Here is an 18,059-nt window from a genome sequence, read left to right as displayed (position 1 = left end):
GCTTTTTATAACTTATGAAACAATTTCTTAAGAATAATTAATCTTAGATGACATTAAAGTTAATTCTATTTGGTTAGTAACAACTCAAGCTGAGTTAACAAAAAATTCACCCTCTACATAAAGCCAATAAATTTGTCAAGACTAATCTGTCTACCTGCCATATTTTTTTAAAATTAATTTAATATTTCCCTAGCACTAAAAAACATACTCTCCGTACGCGATCATATTTTTCTATAGTTTTTTGTTTGTAACATGGTTTTTTTATAAAAATTACAAATTATTATTTTGATGGATGTAATGGCTCAAGCTAAGAGAATTTTTTTCGATCTATGTTTTATTTTCTCAAAAATTATGATTCCTAGCCTTCTGGCTCACATGCCTTACTCTTTTTATTTACTGACATTAATACTGCCACCAGTATTCTAAGTGTACTGTCCATTTGTGTAGGCATAGATATACTTAATATTATTTAATCACAATACTTTTGAGCTAATGAGCAACATTGCTACGATTTTATTTACGCTAATACCTTTCATATTTTAATTTGCACATTAATCTTGGATTTAATATTAAAAAATCGACTTATTTTTCTTGGTCTATACAACAAATGTGTTGCGCTCTGGAATATTAATCGACAAGTTTCATTTAGTGTCGGTACTGTTGTTCTCATTTCGATATATAACTTGATGTCTGACTTAAGCGATCTGCTTCGCTATCAACATACTTTTTTAATTGCAGCTTTAATCTGCTTACTTTCACTCATTCCCGTTTTAAAGGAGAAAACCCATGTCTAACCAAATGGATCAGGCCATTCAAAGTGTCATTGACCTACATGTTTTAATAGAAAATGTATTTACAGGCAAAAATGCACAGCAAAGTCTTAAGCCTCTTTTAGATAGCTTTGATCAGAATTTTAAGATGGTTACGGTTCAGGGTCACAGCATTGGTTTCACCGAAGTTAAAAGCTTATTTAGTCAAAATATTGGAAACCAACCCTCTTTAAAAATCGATATTATTAAGAGTACAGCTTTATACGAATTTGAAAATTATTGTTGGGTGCAATATCAGGAACATCAACAAACTGATGCAACCGAGACAGTACGTACATCCACAGCCTGCATCAAAGTAGAAGGTGAAAAGTGTTATTGGGTTTATTTGCATGAAACTTTAATTCCCTCATCTTCTTAACTCATCTAGAGCATTTTAAAGATGGCACCTATTTTGCTTAACAATATTACGTTTTATAAAAATCGTAATACTGATCAAAATGGGGAGCTCTCGATATGGGTTATGTTGCAAAGGAATTTACGCGAAAGAACAGGCTGATTCTCAGTATTTGTTCTTTCGTGATTCCAATATGTCTTTGGTGCGCAATCAGTTACTTACCTTTTGTTTGGCATCCTCAAGTACAAATCACAAGTTCAGGCAGTGTTCCTTACTTACAAGTAGGCAGTCGCGTTGATAAAAATGTGTTCTATCTCGAAGCACAAAATGCAGTCAATCGAAATTCTGCACCACCACAAGGTATTTTGGTCAATCCGATTTATTTACCTGCTCCCCATGAGGTCGCTAAGGCTTTGGTCACCGCCTTTACCACGCCACCAGAACAACCTGATTCGCCGTGGTTTCATCAAAGTTTATGGCACAGCATTAAACTGGTTTTTTCAGCCTTTTTTATCTCTTCACTGATTGGGATTCCACTGGGTATTTTGTGCGGTTTTTCTAAGCGAATATCACTGTTAACAGAACCTTTTGTCGAGTTTTTCCGTTACTTACCAGCTCCCGCCTTTGGCGCACTTGCAGTAGCAATTTTAGGGATTAATGACGCACCTAAAATTGCCATTATTGTGATTGGTACACTTTTTCAGCAAATTCTAATTATTGCCAATACCACCCGAATGGTAGATCGAAGCTTAATTGAAGCTGGCTATACGCTTGGCACCAATAAGCTCAAAAGTTTATTTCATGTGGTGATTCCTGCAGCTTTACCTGATATTTACCGTGATTTACGTGTGTTACTCGGCTGGGCTTGGACCTACTTAATTGTTTCAGAGTTGATTGGTACGACCTCGGGTATTACGTGGTTTATTACCCAACAGGCTCGCTATCAAAACTTTGACAATGTCTATGCGGCTATTTTGATTATTGGGGTGATTGGTCTGGTCTGTGATTGGCTATTAATGAAGTTAGGTGAGCGGATGTTTACTTGGAAAGTAGGAGCAAAATAATGAACGATTCAACATTTAACGCGCATGAATACTTTCAAAAAATTTATGAACGTCCGGTGATTTTGGAAGCTAAACAACTGAGCCAAGTGTTTAAGCATGGTCACAGCGAACGCACTGTTTTAAATAAGCTCGATTTAAAAATTCACAAAAGAGAATTTATTTGTGTGATTGGTCCTTCTGGCTGCGGCAAATCGACTCTAAGCCGTGTTATTGCGGGTTTAGACCCGTACCATAGTGGAGAAGTTTTGGTAGACGGCGAATGCATTACGGGCCCATGTCCTGAACGCGGCATGGTGTTTCAGGGCTATACCCTTTTTCCGTGGAAAACTGTAAAAGAAAACGTGATGTTTGGTCCGCAAATGCGCGGCGCTAGTCAAATGACAGCCGAAGCTCAAGCACGTGAATGGATTAATATTATTGGTTTAGAAAAATATGAAAATCAGTATCCACACCAACTTTCTGGTGGTATGAAACAGCGCGTTGCAATTGCTAGAGCTTTGGTTAATCAACCTAAAATTTTACTCATGGATGAACCTTTTGGTGCACTCGACCCGCACACTCGTCAAAAAATGCAAAAGCACTTGATGGATTTATGGCAAAACATTGATATCACCATTATTTTTGTGACCCATGACATGGATGAAGCCATTTTACTGGCAGACCGAATTGTGGCACTCAAAGCCAACCCAGGTGAAATTAAAGAAATTATTGAGGTTAATTTGCCGCGTCCACGCTCACTCGACTTAATGGGCACCCCTGAGTTTAAACAGCTTCGTTCACGGGTAGATTATCTGGTACACGCCGAAGAAGATGAGCTTGATCCAGCTTTACAAGATTTACCAAAAATACCGCGTATGACTCAGGTCAGTACAGAAAAATAAGTCAGACATAAAAAAGCCCAAGTTCATCTTGGGCTTTTTTTATTTATGGGGTTTATTTAAGTTGTTCGATGAGTGTTGGATAAATCAGCCCATCTACATTTTGTTCAGTTTTATAAATACCGTTTTCGACGTTAAATTTATTGACGTGATAGCTAGAGCCATAAATCGAGTCAAAGCCTTGAGATTTAGTAAATACTTTTTTATTGGCATTGATATCTAATAAATGCGTACCGCTAACCATCAACTCATATTGTTTTGGGTCAACCCCTGAACGATTTGCCATAATTTTAACCGCATCGGCATGAGTTGCAGGGTCATTAATATATTTAACTGTTTTATCCCACACCTGAATGACTTTTTTCCATTCCTCTTGATGAGCTGTTAAATGGCCCATGTTGACTGTTAATGTGTCGTAAATTAAACCCGGCTTGTCTTTCGAAGTATAAATAATTTTAGAGCCTGCCACTGCTTTTAATGCCTGACCTGCAACAGGTTGCCAAACAGCAATCGCGGAAATATCTGGGCTATTAAATACTTGAGGTAATTGGTTCGTCGCTGAATTTACCAACTTCACGTCATCAGCTTTAATGTTATGGTCGATTAAAGCTGTCGCTAGTAAAAGATGATCAACCAAACCTTTTTCGACGCCGATCGATTTTCCTTTTAAGTCTTGAATGGTGTTAATGCCCTCTTTTGCAATAATGACATCATTGCCCGCAGAATAATCTGTTGCCATGATCATCATGCCTTGCGTACCACCCGAAGCGGTTACCAAGTTATCGCCATTGGTGACCAACACAGCGTCGAGCTGATTTGCGGAAAAGGCTGAAAGCGAAGCCGAATAATCAAACCATTTAAACTCTACATTTAACCCTGCTTCTTTTAACCAACCTTTTTCAATAGCCACTTGCCAAGCCACCCAGCCCGGCCAATCACTATAGCCAATGGTAATTGGTTTTGTATTTGTGGATGCCTGAGCATCTTGTTTGGCCTCGGGCACTTTAGCGGTATTGTCACACCCACCCAATACAACTGCCGATAAAATAGGTACGGATAACAACGCTTTTTTAATCATATAGAAACTTCCCCAACTTTTTTACTAACAACACTTTGAGCGGTTTGATTGAGTGACTGTATATAGGCTCGCCAGCCTCCAAAATGGCTAATATCGGTTGCATCTTGAATGGCATACGCTTCGCAAATAAAGCCTTTGACCCATGTTCCATCTTTTAGTTTCAGGTTCCCAATACCAAGTGGTGCAGGTACTTCAGCCACAATGGCTCCAAAATTTGCTAAGGGAACATCCCACACTTCAACTTCAATTGAAGTACCTGCTGCATCACATTGCAGGCCAGGTTTTGGTGGTGTGGTATTTTTTAAGGCAAAAAGTTTATAAGTTTCTGCAGTCTGAGTTTTCTTAAGCAAAGTGGCATTGCGACTAGTGAGCTGAAAATTAAGCGGCATGCCTGTTAAGTGCGCTCCCACTACAGCAAGCTGTACTGAATGATTCGACTGGATGTTTATACTTTTTTGATAATGTTGAGTTGATTTAGCCAAACTCAGCGATGTTTCGGTTTGCCAGAGCTGCGCAAAATTAGCGAGCGCCTGATCGTGCCACGCAGGTGCAATAAATGTTACCCCGCTTGGTAAGCCATCCTCACGAAGTACATTAGGTAAGGCCAAAGCAGAAAGATCTGCAAAATTGACAAAGTTAGTATAGGCCCCCATGTGTGCATTTTTAGTTAAAGGATCGGCTTCAACTTCTGCAATGGTATAAATGGTTGGCGCTGTAGGAACCATCAATGCATCAAAAGGTTGTAATGCCAAATTAATTTTTCGAGCCAGAACGGAGCGGTTATATTCAGCTTGAAGTGCATCTGTTGCCTTGAGTTTATCTGCTTGCGCAATAATTTGAGCAATGACTGGATGAGCCTTTTCACGTGTTGTCATGCGTTCAACGGCGACTGTTCTTTCTGCCACCCAAGCATCGTTATACAGTGCGACAGCAAGCTCATTAAACGCGCTGAAATCAATACTCTCAACTTCATAGCCCAGTTTTTTAACGCGCTCAATTGCAACTAAAAAGGCTTTTTCAGATTCAAGATCGCCATAAAACTCAAGCTGTGCAGGAATGGCAATTTTTTGTTTAGAAAATTGAGTTGGTACATTGGCTGGATGTACTCGTGAATATTCATCTGTTTCATCGTAGCCCTGCATTAAATTGGCAACAGTCCACGCATCATCAATATGCAGCGCAAAAATAGAAATGACATCAATGGTTCGACATGCAGGAATTAACCCTGTGGTAGAAAACCAGCCCTTTGTCGGCTTAAGGCCCACAATATTGTTATGGCCCGCAGGTACACGTCCTGATCCTGCCGTGTCTGTCCCCAAACTAAAAGGTACAATCCCGTTTGCAACCACCACTGACGAACCAGAACTTGAACCACCACTAATATATTCAGGGTTAAAACTATTTTTTACTGCACCGTATGGAGAGCGAACGCCAACCAGCCCCGTTGCAAACTGATCGAGGTTAGTTTTACCAATCACAATCGCCCCTGCTTTTTTTAGCGTAGCTACTACGGCAGCATCTTGTGTCGCTAAATATTCAACTTCTTTACAGGCTGCAGTGGTGTGGAAACCAACAACATCAATATTGTCTTTAACTGCAAATGGCACACCGTATAGAGGTAAGTCAGCAACATTCTGGTCTTTTAAAACATTAATTTGTGCCTGAATCTGCTCGTTCGATGCAATTTCAATCCATGCATGGTCATCATTTTTAATTTCTGCAACATAGCCAATCAAATCTTCAAGATGGATTTGCCCGTATTGATATGCTGTTTTCCATTCTTGAATGGTCCATAAATTTTTCAACACGCTACTCCTCATTTAGTCATTTTGCTGTATAGGCGGCATGACGGCATCCATCAGTTCTAAATGCCCTTTAATCACCCCTTTAAGCACAATAAATTGCTGGCTAATTTGTCTGAGCTCAGAACTCGCGCCCTGCATTAACATGACTTGCAATATCTTTTGTTGGTCGAGTTGAATATGAAGTGAACTAATCACCTGCGCTAAAAACTGTTGTTGTAAATCGACCAATTGATTACGCAAGGTCATTTGGCTTGCGTCATAAAGTAGCGTTAATGTGCCCACCATGACTTCATTAGCCTGCGCCTGCTCTGCAATCAGGTGTTTATTAATCATGTCGACAATCGCTTGCGAGCGGCTTTCATAGTTCTGCTCGACAATTTTTTGATCGAGAGCATTGAGGGTCGTTTCAGGTACGGTAATACTGATTCGAGCCAACTTTTGTTTTGCCACAGTCTTATCCTTTTGTTTTAGGCGGCTGATTGTTTTGCTTGATATATACGCCTGCACGTACGCTGAGCAATTCGACTAAAAAGGCTTTTAAAGTTGGCTTTGGTTGAACCACAGGTTTTACATCGTTCATATCGCACCTCTAGTTTGGTATTACCAAATTCAGTTTTTGTATTACTAGTATGAGATGCAGAAAATGTGCCAGTTTTTAAGCGTCGTTTTGATGGGCTTGGTAGGAATTTATGAGTGATTTTTGGGCAGAAAAAAGCCCCATGCACAGGGATGGGGCTATCTCTTTTAATTCTTAGTTATGTTTCAATAAATCATTCTGATTAAAAAGAAATCCATCTTTAGGGGCCTCTATCTTTATATTATTTATTAGAATTTTAAAATCATTAATTGCTTTATTTATATCGTTACCTTCTCCCTCATATGTCACAAAGACAACTCCAGCATTAGTACCTGATGAAGCACTGATAAGAAAACGTTTATCAAAGTTAGTTGTAAAAACATTAGCTTGATAATTCATACCACTAATCAATGGAATATTAATATCCTCATTAACCAATGTTACCCCTTTCATTTTTACTAGTGCTTGTTTAGGAATTTGTAGAGAAGCAACCAGATATTGCATACCATCTTCTATACCTTTGGGATAATATATTGAAATTATAATTGCCTGTTTACTCTCCTGTTTTATTGCAACAAATTCTCCATTTTGACCTTTACTAATATCCCAGCGGTCTTTTAGATTAACTACAATATTTTTATATTTTACTTCTTGAGCGTAAGCCGGAGTAAGTAAATGAAAAAAAATAAATGATAGTAATAATATTCTCTTCATAATAATTTCCTTTTTTTATTCATGAAGAATAATATTAAATATCACTAAAATAGTCTAATCATTCAATAATTTAATGTTTTTAATCTTATGACTGATTAATCATCGTATGCGCCCATACCGATAAAGACTCTAAAACAGGCTTAAAAGACTGGCCTAATTCGGTCATTTCATAGACTACTTTAATCGGTGCTTTTTCCCCATAAACGGTTCGAGATATTAAGCCACTTTGCTCTAATTGCTTGAGTTGAAGGCTTAAGGTCATTTCTGTAATGGTTGGCATTAATTGATTGATTTCATTAAAACGTTTTGGCCCATCTTTTAGATAATACAAAATAACGCCTTTCCATTTTCCACCCACCAAATCCATAGCCATACTGATATGACATGGATAAGTTTTTCCATTCATGCTGATTTCACATTTATTTTCAGTATTTGCCATTTTTAACGCCACCTATCAACTTTGATAGTTATTGTACACCCATACTATAAAAATTATAGTGACTATAATTTTTATAGCTACAAGGCATTATTATGGCTTTACTTATTTTGGCCCATCCCTACTACGCTCAATCAATTGCAAATAAAACGATTGTGAATGAACTTATAAAAACCTATCCAGACCTTGAAGTACGAGATATTTTCCAGCTTTATCCAGACTATAAATTTGACGTGAGTGCTGAACAAGAAGCGTTGTTACGCCATGACACTATCATTCTGCAATATCCGATGTTCTGGTTTAATATGCCGGCAATTTTAAAGTTATGGTTTGATGAAGTCTTTACGTATCAGTTTGCTTATGGCTCTGAAGGCGACAAATTAAAAGATAAAAAAGTCATTATTAGTATGACAGTCGGGCAAAAAGAAGCCGATATGGTGAACGACCGAGAAAACTTAATTGATAGCTTTTTAAAAGCGGTTCAATATTCAATTCAATATACGCAAATGCAGTTAAGTAGCACATTCTTGCTTTACGAAGTTTCTCCGTTATCAGGTCATTCAGAGTCTGAAATTAAGTTAAAAGCGGTTGAGCATGGTCATAAAGTATTAAAGCATTTGACCGAAGCATAAGAAAAAAGAGCATCGATATTGATGCTCTCTTTTGGTTTAAGCGACTGGTGCCAAGGTAAATAGCACTTGTCCTGTTTTTACGGTTTGCCCTTTTTCAATGATAATGGTTTCTACCTTCATGCGTTCAGGCGCAATAATTGGAATCTCAATTTTCATTGCCTCAATCACCGCAAGTGTTGCACCTTCTTCAACAATATCTCCCGATGCGCATTCGATTTTCCAGATTGACCCCGGCATGTGTGATTCGACTGCACAGCCTCCTTCAGGAATAACCACGGTTTCACCTTCATCAACAGCATCTAGGCTTTCAGAGATATATTCTTGTAAGCCCGCTTCGTGCCAACGGCGACGTTCAGCCTCAAAGTTAGCTTGTTGCATGTCTTTAAAGGCTTGAATGCTGTCTTGATGTGTTTTTAAAAACGCGTTGTATTCTTTTAGGTTGAGCACACCATCTTCAATATGAAGTTTTAGTCGGCCCGCTTTAAAGTCTTCACGCATTTGCAGAAGTTCAGCCTCAGAAACTTCATAAAACTTCACTTGGTCAAAAAAGCGTAATAACCACGGTTTACCTTCTTCGAAGTCGGCATTTTTACGGTAACGACTCCACATTTGAGTGGTACGACCAACAAACTGGTAACCACCCGGCCCTTCCATGCCGTATACACACATATAAGCACCGCCAATGCCGACCGCATTTTCAGGTGTCCAAGTTCGCGCAGGGTTATATTTTGTGGTGACTAAACGTTGGCGTGGATCGAGCGGCGTCGCCACAGGTGCTCCTAAATACACATCGCCTAACCCCATTACTAAATAGTTCGCACTATAGACCACATCTTTAACTGCTTGCTTAGAAGCTAAGCCATTAATACGGCGAATAAACTCGACGTTATCTGGGCACCACGGCGCATCTGGACGAACAATTTGTGTATAGCGTTCGGTGGCAAGTTGAGTTTGTGAATCTTCCCAAGCCAAAGGCAAATAGACCGTCCGTGAAGGCACCTGCATATTTTGAATATTAGGTAACTCGGCTTCCGCTTGTTGAAGTTTCTCTAAAAGCTCCAGTTGATCGAGCTGGATTGAATCAAAATGAATTTGTAGTGAACGAATACCCGGTGTTAAGTCGATAATGCCCTGAATGTTTTGATCTTTGACCCATTGCATAAGCGCATGAATACGGAAGCGTAAATTTAGGTCGAGTACTAACTCACCATATTCCACCAGTAAATAGCTATTTCCTGCTGGTCGATAGGTCACGCTTGGTAAGTCAGCTTTACCGTCTAAAGTGGCCAAAACAGCATCTTGTAAAGTGTCGGGCTCTGCTTGAATGATTGGGTTGAAATCGATCTGAGTCGTATCAGCCGTGGTTAAGCTTTGATGATATTTTTGGTCGAGTGCTTTTGCTTGCGCGTAACTCACAGGCACAAATTTGACCTTATCGCCGGCTTTCAGCTGCCCGATTTTCCAAAGCTCAGAATGAATCACTACCGCAGGGCAAACAAAGCCACCTAAGCTTGGACCATCCGGCCCCAAAATAATTGGCATATCGCCCGTAAAATCAATTGCACCAATGGCATAAGCATTGTCGTGAATATTGGAAGGATGTAAGCCTGCCTCACCACCGTCTTCACGTGCCCACTCAGGTTTTGGCCCAATTAAACGAATGCCTGTACGGCTTGAGTTATAGTGAATTTCAAACTCATTAGCAAAGAAGATATCAATATCTTGTTTGGTGAAAAAATCTGGCGCGCCATGTGGCCCATACATGACTGCAATTTCCCAGTTTTGGGTAAAGCTTGGAATTTGTGCTTGAGCTAAAGCTGTGGTCGATTGAGCGGAATATTCAGTAATCGGCAGCATATCGCCAATTAATAAATTACGGCCTGCATGCCCACCAAACTGCCCTAAAGTGAAAGTTGCCTGTGACCCTAAATAGTCAGGAACATCGAAACCACCTTTCACACCAATATAGCTACGGCAACCTGAACGGATAAGTCCGCATTTTAAAACTTGGCCTTTTTTTACATTGATGGTTTGCCACATCGGCACAAGTTCACCATCAAGTTTTGAAGGCATATCACCGCCGGTAATGACAATTTGGCTGTCGCAGTGAAACTTTAAGGTCGGCCCTTGCAAGGTGCATTCAAGCCCTGCAGTATTTGGTTCATTGGCTAGAAGCTGGTTTGCCACCGTTAAACTTAGTGGGTCGATAGCACCTGATGGCGGCACCCCAACATCCCAATAACCTAATCGACCTGTTACATCTTGAATGGCGGTTTGAATACCAGCCTGCAACACCTCAATTTTTTGAGTTTTCCATTCAAACGTATTTAAAAAACGGGTGGTTTGAGTACCTAAAGCAAACACATCACAAGCAATAATGTTTTGTAAGTAATCCAGATTGGTTTCAATGCCTGCGACTTGCGTGTTGGCAAGACTAGCACTCATTGCCTGTATGGCTTGGTCCCGTGTTGCAGCAGTCACAATGATTTTGGCAATCATTGGGTCATAAAAAGACGACACCGTTGACCCTGTTTCTACCCATGTTTCGACTCGTGCTTGCGGGTCAAATTTAACATGGGTAAGTAAGCCCGCACTTGGTTGGAACTGTTTAATTGGGTCTTCGGCATAAAGACGTACCTGAATGGAATGTCCTGTTGGCTCTAACTTTTCAGTCGGTGCTGACCAGTCACCGCTTGCCAAGGTAACCATCCACTCGACCAAGTCGACACCAAAGACCTGTTCGGTCACACCGTGCTCGACTTGCAAGCGCGTGTTAACCTCTAAGAAATAAAATTCTTGGGTTTCGGTGTCCATGACAAACTCAACTGTGCCTGCCGAGCGGTAGTTCACCGACTGCATCAGTTGAATCGCAACTTTTTGCAAATACTCACGTTGCTGTTCATTTAGGTGTGGTGCGGGTGTTTCTTCAATGACTTTCTGATTACGGCGTTGTACCGAACAATCACGCTCACCCAACGCTAAAACTTGTCCTTGCCCATCACCAAAAATTTGTACTTCGATGTGGCGTGCATGTTGTACAAATTTCTCTAAATACAAACCCGCATCTTTAAAATTGACCTGCGCCAAATAAGACACGGTTTGATAGGCATCTTTTAATTCAGTTTCGTTCCAGACCAGACGCATGCCAATACCACCGCCACCCGCGGTACTTTTCAGCATGACTGGATAACCAATACGGGCTGCCTCAAACAAGGCCTCGGCCTCATCGGCAAGTAGAGAACTACCCGGAAGTAAAGGTACATTGCTTTTAATAGCGAGTTCACGTGCAGTATGTTTTAAACCAAAATCGAGCATTTGGCTTGAAGTTGGCCCAATAAACGCAATGCCTTGGCTTTCGCACAAATCACAAAACTCAGCATTTTCAGACAAAAAACCATAACCGGGATGGATGGCTTCTGCTCCCGACTGTTTTGCCACTTCAAGGATTTTTTCAATATTTAAATAGCTTTGATGAGCAGGTGCAGGACCAATCAAGAAAGCTTCATCGGCCAAAGTCACATGTAACGAGTCACGGTCGGCTTCGGAGTAAACTGCAACCGAAGCGATCCCGAGTTTTTTAAGGGTACGAATTACACGACAGGCAATTGCACCGCGGTTGGCAATCAGAACTTTTTTAAACATGCTTACACCCCTTCCGCTTCACGGACAACCAGTTGAATTTTGGTTGGGTTATAGGCATTACATGGATTATTGAGCTGCGGACAATTTGAAATTAAAACAATCAAATCCATTTCCGCCCGAACTTCGACGTATTTCCCCGGCCCTGAAATTCCATCATCAAATTTAAGCTGGCCGTCTGGCGTAACAGGCACATTCATAAAGAAGTTAATGTTTGGGCCGATGTGACGGACATTTAAACCATGCTTTTTTGCAATCGGGTGTTTTGCCAAGGCATACATAAAGTTGTTACGGCAACTATGCATTGGGTAGGTTTCATGTGCATAGCGAACCGTATTACTTTCACATGAGCAAGCACCGCCGATGGTGTCATGGCGCCCGCAGTTATCATCATGAATAACGGCAATTGGACGGCCAAAGTTACTATAGAGCTTGGTGCCCTTTTCTAAATAAATCTGTTGGTTAATAGCCAAAGTATCCATTGCGCTATAACGTTCAGTTGGGTTTTCGGCGCTCATAAACAAAGTATCGACCGCTTGGTTTCCCTCCAGATCAATAATTCGAAAATATTGACCCTTTTTAACCTCACACATCCACGCTTCACCCGCAGGACAAACTTCATTTAAAACTGCTTTTTCAAATGATTGTAAAACTGTCATGATGCTTCTCCTGATTTAAATATTGCTAAGCGCGTAGTAGCGGGCTGTGTTTTGAAACGCGCGCTGATTTTGCGAACATGCATCACGACAAATATCGCTGTCTGTTAGAGAATTGGCTTTAAATAAACTAAGTTGAATATCGGCAGGTTGATAGCTTGAGCTGGTGTCTAAACCGTGCGGCGCAGCAGATAAAAATAGCAAGCAATCCATTTCAAAACGCAGTTCAATGCTTTGATCGGTATTGTCAGAACTGACATAAGACAAAGCGCCGTTTTCGTCTGGCACAACTTTAGAAAATAGATTAACTGTGGCACTCAGGTCTTGACTGGCAAGCCCGTATTTACACATTTCAATGAGTAAGCTGTCTAAGCCATTTTGGTACATATCATTGCGGGCATCTTGAAATGTGCGTATCCCAAATTGCTTTTCAATTTGCTCAGGTCGACTTGGGCCACAAAGTGCATCATTCCAGCCATGATCATCATGAACAATGGAAGCCATGACACGGCCAAGGTCTGAATACAATACGTTGGAAGCTTTTAAATAGGCGGTATGTTGCCCTTTTAAACTGTCGGGCATATTGAATCGTTCAAGTACATCGGCAGCATTTACACAAAACAAAGAAACGTTTGCCTGAGCGCCTAGTGATGTAAATCTAAGAATAGTTCCCTTTTGAATACGACCCGACCAGTGATGTCCTCCGGGTAAAAGTTCGGTCCAAATCGCCTGATTGTTATGATAACTTGCAGTGTTCATAGCTACTCCTGTCGGATAGTTTTAGACTTCCTCCCGGGCTTTTATCCCTCCGTGTAGTTCGCTAGGAACCGTGAACTCTCGGTCCAGTCATACTGTAAGTATCGGAACCCTAGATCACTTTTAATTAGTTATGACTATGCAAAGGACATGCCAGCTTAGTATTACGGTTTTGGTTAAAAGTAATACTAATCTTGGGCCGTTTAGGTGCGGTTTAAGTTCAAAAATAAAAAGCTGCACTCAAAATTGTGCATTTCAAAATAAAAAAGCCCCTTTCACGAAGAGGCTTTAGAGTGAAATTATAAGGCTAAGATTTTTAAGGAAGTAGAATTACCTTACGGCATTCCTGTTCTCTTTCATTAAAAATGCGATAACCCTCTGCGGCATCTTCTAATTTCATTCGGTGGGTAATAATAGTTTCAGGTGACAAATCACCACGCTCAATAAATTCTAATAAAAGCGGTAAATATTGATGCACATGGGTTTGGCCCATTTTAAAAGTCAGTCCTTTATCAAATGCATCGCCAAATAAAAAGCCATGAATCGGGCCTGCATATACACCTGGTACACTCACCACACCACCACGGCGAACCGCGGCTATACATTGACGAAGCGCTGCGCCACTTGAACCTTCAAGCTTTAAATTGGTGAGCACTGTTTCAATGACACTGCCTTTTGCTTCAAAACCAATGGCATCAATCACCGCATCGACCCCGCGGTAATTGTCAGTATTTTGAATAATAAATTCGGCCGCATCGACTTCATCAAAATTAACTGGAATGGCACCGTATGTTGCCGCCGCATAGTTCAATCGATATTCATTGTGATCGACCATAAATATCTTTTCTGCGCCAAGCATCTTGGCACAAGCGGCACTTAATAGTCCGACTGGTCCTGCACCATAAATTGCAACGGTTGAGCCACGAGTCACTTGGGCATTGGTCACGGCTTGCCAAGCAGTGGGTAAAATATCGGTCAAGAAAAGTACTTTTTCATCTGACAATGAGCCGGGTACTTTAAAAGGTCCTTTGTTGGCTTTTGGCACACGGACATATTCAGCTTGGCCGCCCGGTACACCGCCATATAAGTGGCTATAGCCAAATAAAGCTGCACCCGGTGGAATCTGCTTTTTATTGATAATCGCGCCACGCCCTGTATTGGTGGTTTCACAGGCAGCAGTTAGGTCAAGTCGGCAAAAGAAACATTCACCACAGGCGATCACAAAAGGGACGATTACACGGTCGCCCTTTTTCACATGGGTAACGGCTGGGCCGACTTCTTCAACTACGCCCATAAACTCATGCCCAAAGATATCGCCCTGCTCGGTTTTAGGGATTTTGCCTCGATATAAATGCAAGTCAGAACCACATATCGCTGTGGCGGTTACGCGTAAAATAATGTCATCGGGTTCTTGAATAATAGGGTCTGCTACTGTTTCAACTCGAACGTCTTCGGCACCGTGGTAAGTAAGAGCACGCATTTTGTTATTCCTCTATTTCCTTTCATGTCATTTGATTATGAGGAGGCTTTCTTTACCGTTTGCAACGATTCTTACTCTTCACGTAAGGCATATTGCTCAAATGAAAATAAATGAAGGCTTCGCTTTGCCTATGAAACATGCAATATAGAGATGAAATCACGCCGATGAACTAGAATTCCACCCTAGTGAAAAGCGTGCTAATATCCAAATTCTGACAATTACTCATGTCAAATTTACTTTAGAGGGAACAAGATGTTAAAAACTCAAAAAATCAACATCGTACAAGAATTTGATGCACCCGTAGACAAGGTCTTTGCAGCCTTGAGTGAACACGAAAACCTAAGCAAACTTTTTGCTCCTGCTAAAGTTACTCGTATTAGTAATGGAAAGGATGCACGTAATGGTGTTGGCTCAGCCCGCAAGATGTCTATTCCGTTTACACCTTCATTTGTTGAAACAAATTTAGTCTATAAAGAAAATGAACTGATCGAGTACGCGATCACAAGCGGTATTAGTCCAATTAAAGCGCATCGCGGTGTAATGCAATTTACTGACTTGGGAAATAACCGAACTCGTTTGAATTACACCATTAGCTTTAAAGGTCGTGTTCCTTTTATTGGCCCAATTATTAAAGCCGCTCTACAAAATGGCGTGAGCCGTGGTCTTAAAAAACTTAAGTTTTAACCCGCCCTATTAAGTAAAAGCCCTATTATGGGCTTTTATTTTTTTTAAATATTTCTACGAAAACATCGCTATAAAATATGCGAATTGCTTATCCCGCTCATCTATATGGTTATCGCTGAGCCTTTGAATAATGGTTCCTTCAATTATATGCAGAAGTAATTTGGCATCGTGAAATGAAGAATCTGCTTTTAACGTTCTAAGCTGGCTATAGATTTCATTGGTCAGCCAAGTTCTATATCTAATCGCAATTTGGTAGGCGTTGGAGTAGGTATTTTTAGTTTCAAAAATGGCTTTAAATAACAGGTAATACATTCCTTCTAAGTCTGTATGTAAGTCATATAGTGTTTTGAGTTTGTCTCTCACATTTGAGTCTTGGTCATATTCCACCGTTGCGACGACTTTGTCTTGTAGCCGTTGTTTTTGCACAAGTAGGCAGATTTCAATAAACCGCGCTTTGGACTGAAAGTAATGATAAAACGTCATTTTTGTAATTTCAGACTCTTTGATAATTCTATCGACGCCTACTAAATGGAATCCGTGATGGTGAAATAAATCAATTGCTTTATTCACAACTTTTAAAGCACGTGTAGAAAGTACTAAAGGTGACATATTTGTACCGTTTAAAATAATTTTTTGTTGTATGTAAAAGAGATAGAAATGCCGTCACTCTTAAATTGAGTGCTTAAAACGGGCATGCAAAAGCGGCACAATAAAGGTGTGCTCGCCTATCTCGGGGTTATTGTTGCTATGATTTTTGAGTCGTAACGATTCGTAAGGTGTAGAAAACCTAGAGTCGATTAAACCGATTTATAGACTGTTTAAACGGTATAAATAGAGAGATTTTGGCAAAGGCCAATAAATGAGAAGAATTAGTACGCATAGCGGACTCCTAGATGAAATAGAAGTTCTACCAGATCACTGCTAAATGATTATGGTGGCAGAACGAAGAAGGGTTAGCAGACCAGTCATCTAGGAACTGGCACGCCCGAAGGCGTCCCTCCTCCGTCCTACCGCTACGAAGGGAGACGAACGAGTTCACCACCAAAAAATTACTTTTTTGATGATCTAGATGAAAACGGTCTGCTAAAACCAACTGGCAATGTAGGCCAGCCCGCAAAGGATAATATTCGCTTTTGTTGGCGTCAAGCATGTGAAATGACAATCGTATTAAAGTAGATCATTAAAAAGAAAGGGCAAATAATTTAGTTTTTATATTTAGAATTAATTTATTAAACCAGTTTATAAAGTCTTTAAGCGTATAAATAGAAAGACTTGGACAAAAGCAAATAAAGAAGAACTAGTACGGATGTAAAAATCTGTTATGTGTAAAGAAAACTAATCAATTACTATCAAATGAAAGTGACAGAGCAAAAGAAAGAATTAAAAGCCCCTTTGAAGAGGCTTTTTAACAGATAACTATTATAGATTAAGGGAATTTTTACTAGTTAAAGTATCATGCATACAATTAGGCGAAATATTTACTTCGTCTATTATTGAATGCTTCCAATGTTCCTTCCAATATATTCACAGCATGTTGATTTAAATCATAACTCTCTATCGAACCAGAGGTATAATTAATCGAAAAATTATCTTCTCTATAAAAATCTGTGTAAATAATTTGTTCAGCATCACAAACAATTGCAAGATTCGGATTGTGAGTAACCATTATTATTTGTCTGGTTTTTTTAGCCTCATTCAAAATTGGGACCAAAGAATTTACAACAGTATCATTATCCAAATTTTCTTCTGGTTGGTCTAGGATAATTGGCGTCTTATCTTGATCTACTAATAAGTAGAATATCAGTAATAATGCCCCACGTTGACCAGGAGATAATTTTTCTACCTCGGCATTCTGAAAGCGTAAAGAGTACTTAGATTTTATGAAATCTAAACTATAGACAAAATCATAAACATCTTTAGGTGTTGTATTTTTTCTCACCATATCCCCTATACCAGTAGCACCATTTACTTCTTCTAACTTTCCAATAAGTTTTTCAATAAAATTAATACATCCTTCCTTCGTCTCAAGATCATCATGCTTAGATAATTCCTCTAAAGTTTTTTTAATATTATCGGGTGTAAACTCTAACCTACGTTGCATGATTAAGTTTGTTAATTCATCCTGAAAATGTTCAGTTGAGAAGTTTAGCTTTGATACAAACTCAAATTTATTTTTCTCATTAATAAACTTATTTTTCTCGATAGCCTGTTGCACTGGTCCATAGAGAGATTCCCGTATAAGCTTTTTACTTTCCAAAACTTCAAATATTTTGATTGAAATATCTTTTCTCTCAAGCCTTTTTTGAATTAACCGCTGAGGCAATTTTTCTATTAGTTCTAGTTGATATTGAATTCCAAGTAAAGAGTCTTGGGACGAATTGTCTCCCTTTAATTCCAATTTCTTATTATCCCATTTTTTTAAGTTCTCCAAATATTCATTATATTTTTGCAATGGCTCAGATAGTTGTCCTCGAACAGTTTTAACTACGTCACTAC

Annotated in this window: 17 protein-coding genes, 1 pseudogene and 1 riboswitch; of the genes and pseudogenes, 6 read left to right on the top strand and 12 right to left on the bottom strand. The window is 39.8% G+C overall.

Going from position 1 to position 18,059, the window contains the following annotated elements; all coding sequences use genetic code 11:
* Positions 1-617: 617 nt before the first annotated feature.
* The 4 genes and pseudogenes from ACH63V_RS16580 to ACH63V_RS16565 form a co-directional block, all read left to right on the top strand.
* Positions 618-794, top strand: a pseudogene (locus ACH63V_RS16580) (MFS transporter); the annotation flags it as partial.
* The gene (locus ACH63V_RS16575; protein WP_396464111.1) at positions 787-1,188 is read left to right on the top strand and encodes a hypothetical protein; all 402 of its coding nucleotides are present in this window, start codon (positions 787-789) and stop codon (positions 1,186-1,188) included. The pseudogene ACH63V_RS16580 and the gene ACH63V_RS16575, both read left to right, overlap by 8 nt.
* Before the next feature lie 95 nt (positions 1,189-1,283).
* Positions 1,284-2,228, top strand: a complete 945-nt coding sequence (locus tag ACH63V_RS16570; protein ID WP_396464110.1) for an ABC transporter permease — start codon at positions 1,284-1,286, stop codon at positions 2,226-2,228.
* Positions 2,228-3,109 (top strand): ABC transporter ATP-binding protein, encoded by an 882-nt coding sequence (locus tag ACH63V_RS16565; protein WP_396464108.1) that lies wholly within the window; start codon positions 2,228-2,230, stop codon positions 3,107-3,109. Before ACH63V_RS16570 ends, ACH63V_RS16565 begins: the two co-directional genes overlap by 1 nt.
* A 52-nt stretch (positions 3,110-3,161) precedes the next feature.
* Here ACH63V_RS16565 and ACH63V_RS16560 read toward each other — a convergent pair whose 3' ends face one another.
* From ACH63V_RS16560 to ACH63V_RS16535, 6 genes are all read right to left on the bottom strand, one after another.
* Positions 3,162-4,184: an ABC transporter substrate-binding protein gene (locus ACH63V_RS16560; protein WP_396464107.1), complete on the bottom strand. Its 1,023-nt coding sequence runs from the start codon at positions 4,182-4,184 to the stop codon at positions 3,162-3,164.
* A complete protein-coding gene (gene atzF / locus ACH63V_RS16555) occupies positions 4,181-5,992 on the bottom strand; it encodes an allophanate hydrolase (RefSeq protein WP_396464106.1) in 1,812 nt (603 codons plus the stop codon). Before atzF ends, ACH63V_RS16560 begins: the two co-directional genes overlap by 4 nt.
* 12 nt (positions 5,993-6,004) lie before the next feature.
* Positions 6,005-6,439, bottom strand: coding sequence for a CopG family ribbon-helix-helix protein (locus ACH63V_RS16550; protein WP_001118705.1), 435 nt, complete (start codon positions 6,437-6,439; stop codon positions 6,005-6,007).
* 4 nt (positions 6,440-6,443) lie between these two features.
* Positions 6,444-6,569, bottom strand: a complete 126-nt coding sequence (locus ACH63V_RS16545; RefSeq protein WP_001000625.1) for a hypothetical protein — start codon at positions 6,567-6,569, stop codon at positions 6,444-6,446.
* 171 nt (positions 6,570-6,740) lie between these two features.
* A complete protein-coding gene (locus ACH63V_RS16540) occupies positions 6,741-7,280 on the bottom strand; it encodes a hypothetical protein (RefSeq protein ID WP_039248210.1) in 540 nt (179 codons plus the stop codon).
* Between the two features lie 85 nt (positions 7,281-7,365).
* The gene (locus ACH63V_RS16535; RefSeq protein WP_042077166.1) at positions 7,366-7,719 is read right to left on the bottom strand and encodes a helix-turn-helix domain-containing protein; all 354 of its coding nucleotides are present in this window, start codon (positions 7,717-7,719) and stop codon (positions 7,366-7,368) included.
* Between the two features lie 92 nt (positions 7,720-7,811).
* On the opposite strand from ACH63V_RS16535, the gene ACH63V_RS16530 reads away from it, so the two are divergent.
* Complete coding sequence (locus ACH63V_RS16530; protein WP_396464105.1) at positions 7,812-8,348, top strand: NAD(P)H-dependent oxidoreductase; 537 nt, start codon at positions 7,812-7,814, stop codon at positions 8,346-8,348.
* A gap of 36 nt (positions 8,349-8,384) precedes the next feature.
* Here the strand turns inward: ACH63V_RS16530 and uca are convergent, their stop codons facing one another.
* From uca to ACH63V_RS16510, 4 genes are all read right to left on the bottom strand, one after another.
* Positions 8,385-11,990, bottom strand: a complete 3,606-nt coding sequence (uca, locus tag ACH63V_RS16525; protein ID WP_396464104.1) for an urea carboxylase — start codon at positions 11,988-11,990, stop codon at positions 8,385-8,387.
* Between the two features lie 2 nt (positions 11,991-11,992).
* A complete protein-coding gene (locus ACH63V_RS16520; RefSeq protein ID WP_000217380.1) occupies positions 11,993-12,646 on the bottom strand; it encodes an urea amidolyase associated protein UAAP2 in 654 nt (217 codons plus the stop codon).
* Between the two features lie 15 nt (positions 12,647-12,661).
* A complete protein-coding gene (locus ACH63V_RS16515; RefSeq protein ID WP_396464103.1) occupies positions 12,662-13,402 on the bottom strand; it encodes an urea amidolyase associated protein UAAP1 in 741 nt (246 codons plus the stop codon).
* A gap of 28 nt (positions 13,403-13,430) precedes the next feature.
* Positions 13,431-13,526, bottom strand: a riboswitch (guanidine-I (ykkC/yxkD leader).
* A gap of 189 nt (positions 13,527-13,715) precedes the next feature.
* Positions 13,716-14,879, bottom strand: a complete 1,164-nt coding sequence (locus ACH63V_RS16510; protein WP_396464102.1) for a zinc-dependent alcohol dehydrogenase — start codon at positions 14,877-14,879, stop codon at positions 13,716-13,718.
* 252 nt (positions 14,880-15,131) lie between these two features.
* Here ACH63V_RS16510 and ACH63V_RS16505 point away from each other — a divergent pair, with 252 nt between their 5' ends.
* Positions 15,132-15,563 (top strand): SRPBCC family protein, encoded by a 432-nt coding sequence (locus tag ACH63V_RS16505; protein WP_000921226.1) that lies wholly within the window; start codon positions 15,132-15,134, stop codon positions 15,561-15,563.
* Positions 15,564-15,617: 54 nt separating this feature from the next.
* Here the strand turns inward: ACH63V_RS16505 and ACH63V_RS16500 are convergent, their stop codons facing one another.
* Together ACH63V_RS16500 and ACH63V_RS16495 are read right to left on the bottom strand one after the other, a co-directional pair.
* Entirely contained in the window at positions 15,618-16,172 is a 555-nt protein-coding gene (locus ACH63V_RS16500) for a TetR/AcrR family transcriptional regulator (protein ID WP_396464101.1), read from the bottom strand.
* An 856-nt stretch (positions 16,173-17,028) separates the two neighbouring features.
* On the bottom strand, positions 17,029-18,059 hold a 1,031-nt coding region (locus ACH63V_RS16495), incomplete at its 5' end, for an AAA family ATPase (protein WP_396464100.1).

The sequence above is a fragment of the Acinetobacter sp. ABJ-A23_2 genome (assembly GCF_044538765.1).
GTDB classification, from domain to species: domain Bacteria; phylum Pseudomonadota; class Gammaproteobacteria; order Pseudomonadales; family Moraxellaceae; genus Acinetobacter; species Acinetobacter nosocomialis_A.
The sequence above is the reverse complement of the archived record's forward strand: the minus strand, read 5'-3'. Positions and strand labels throughout refer to the sequence as shown.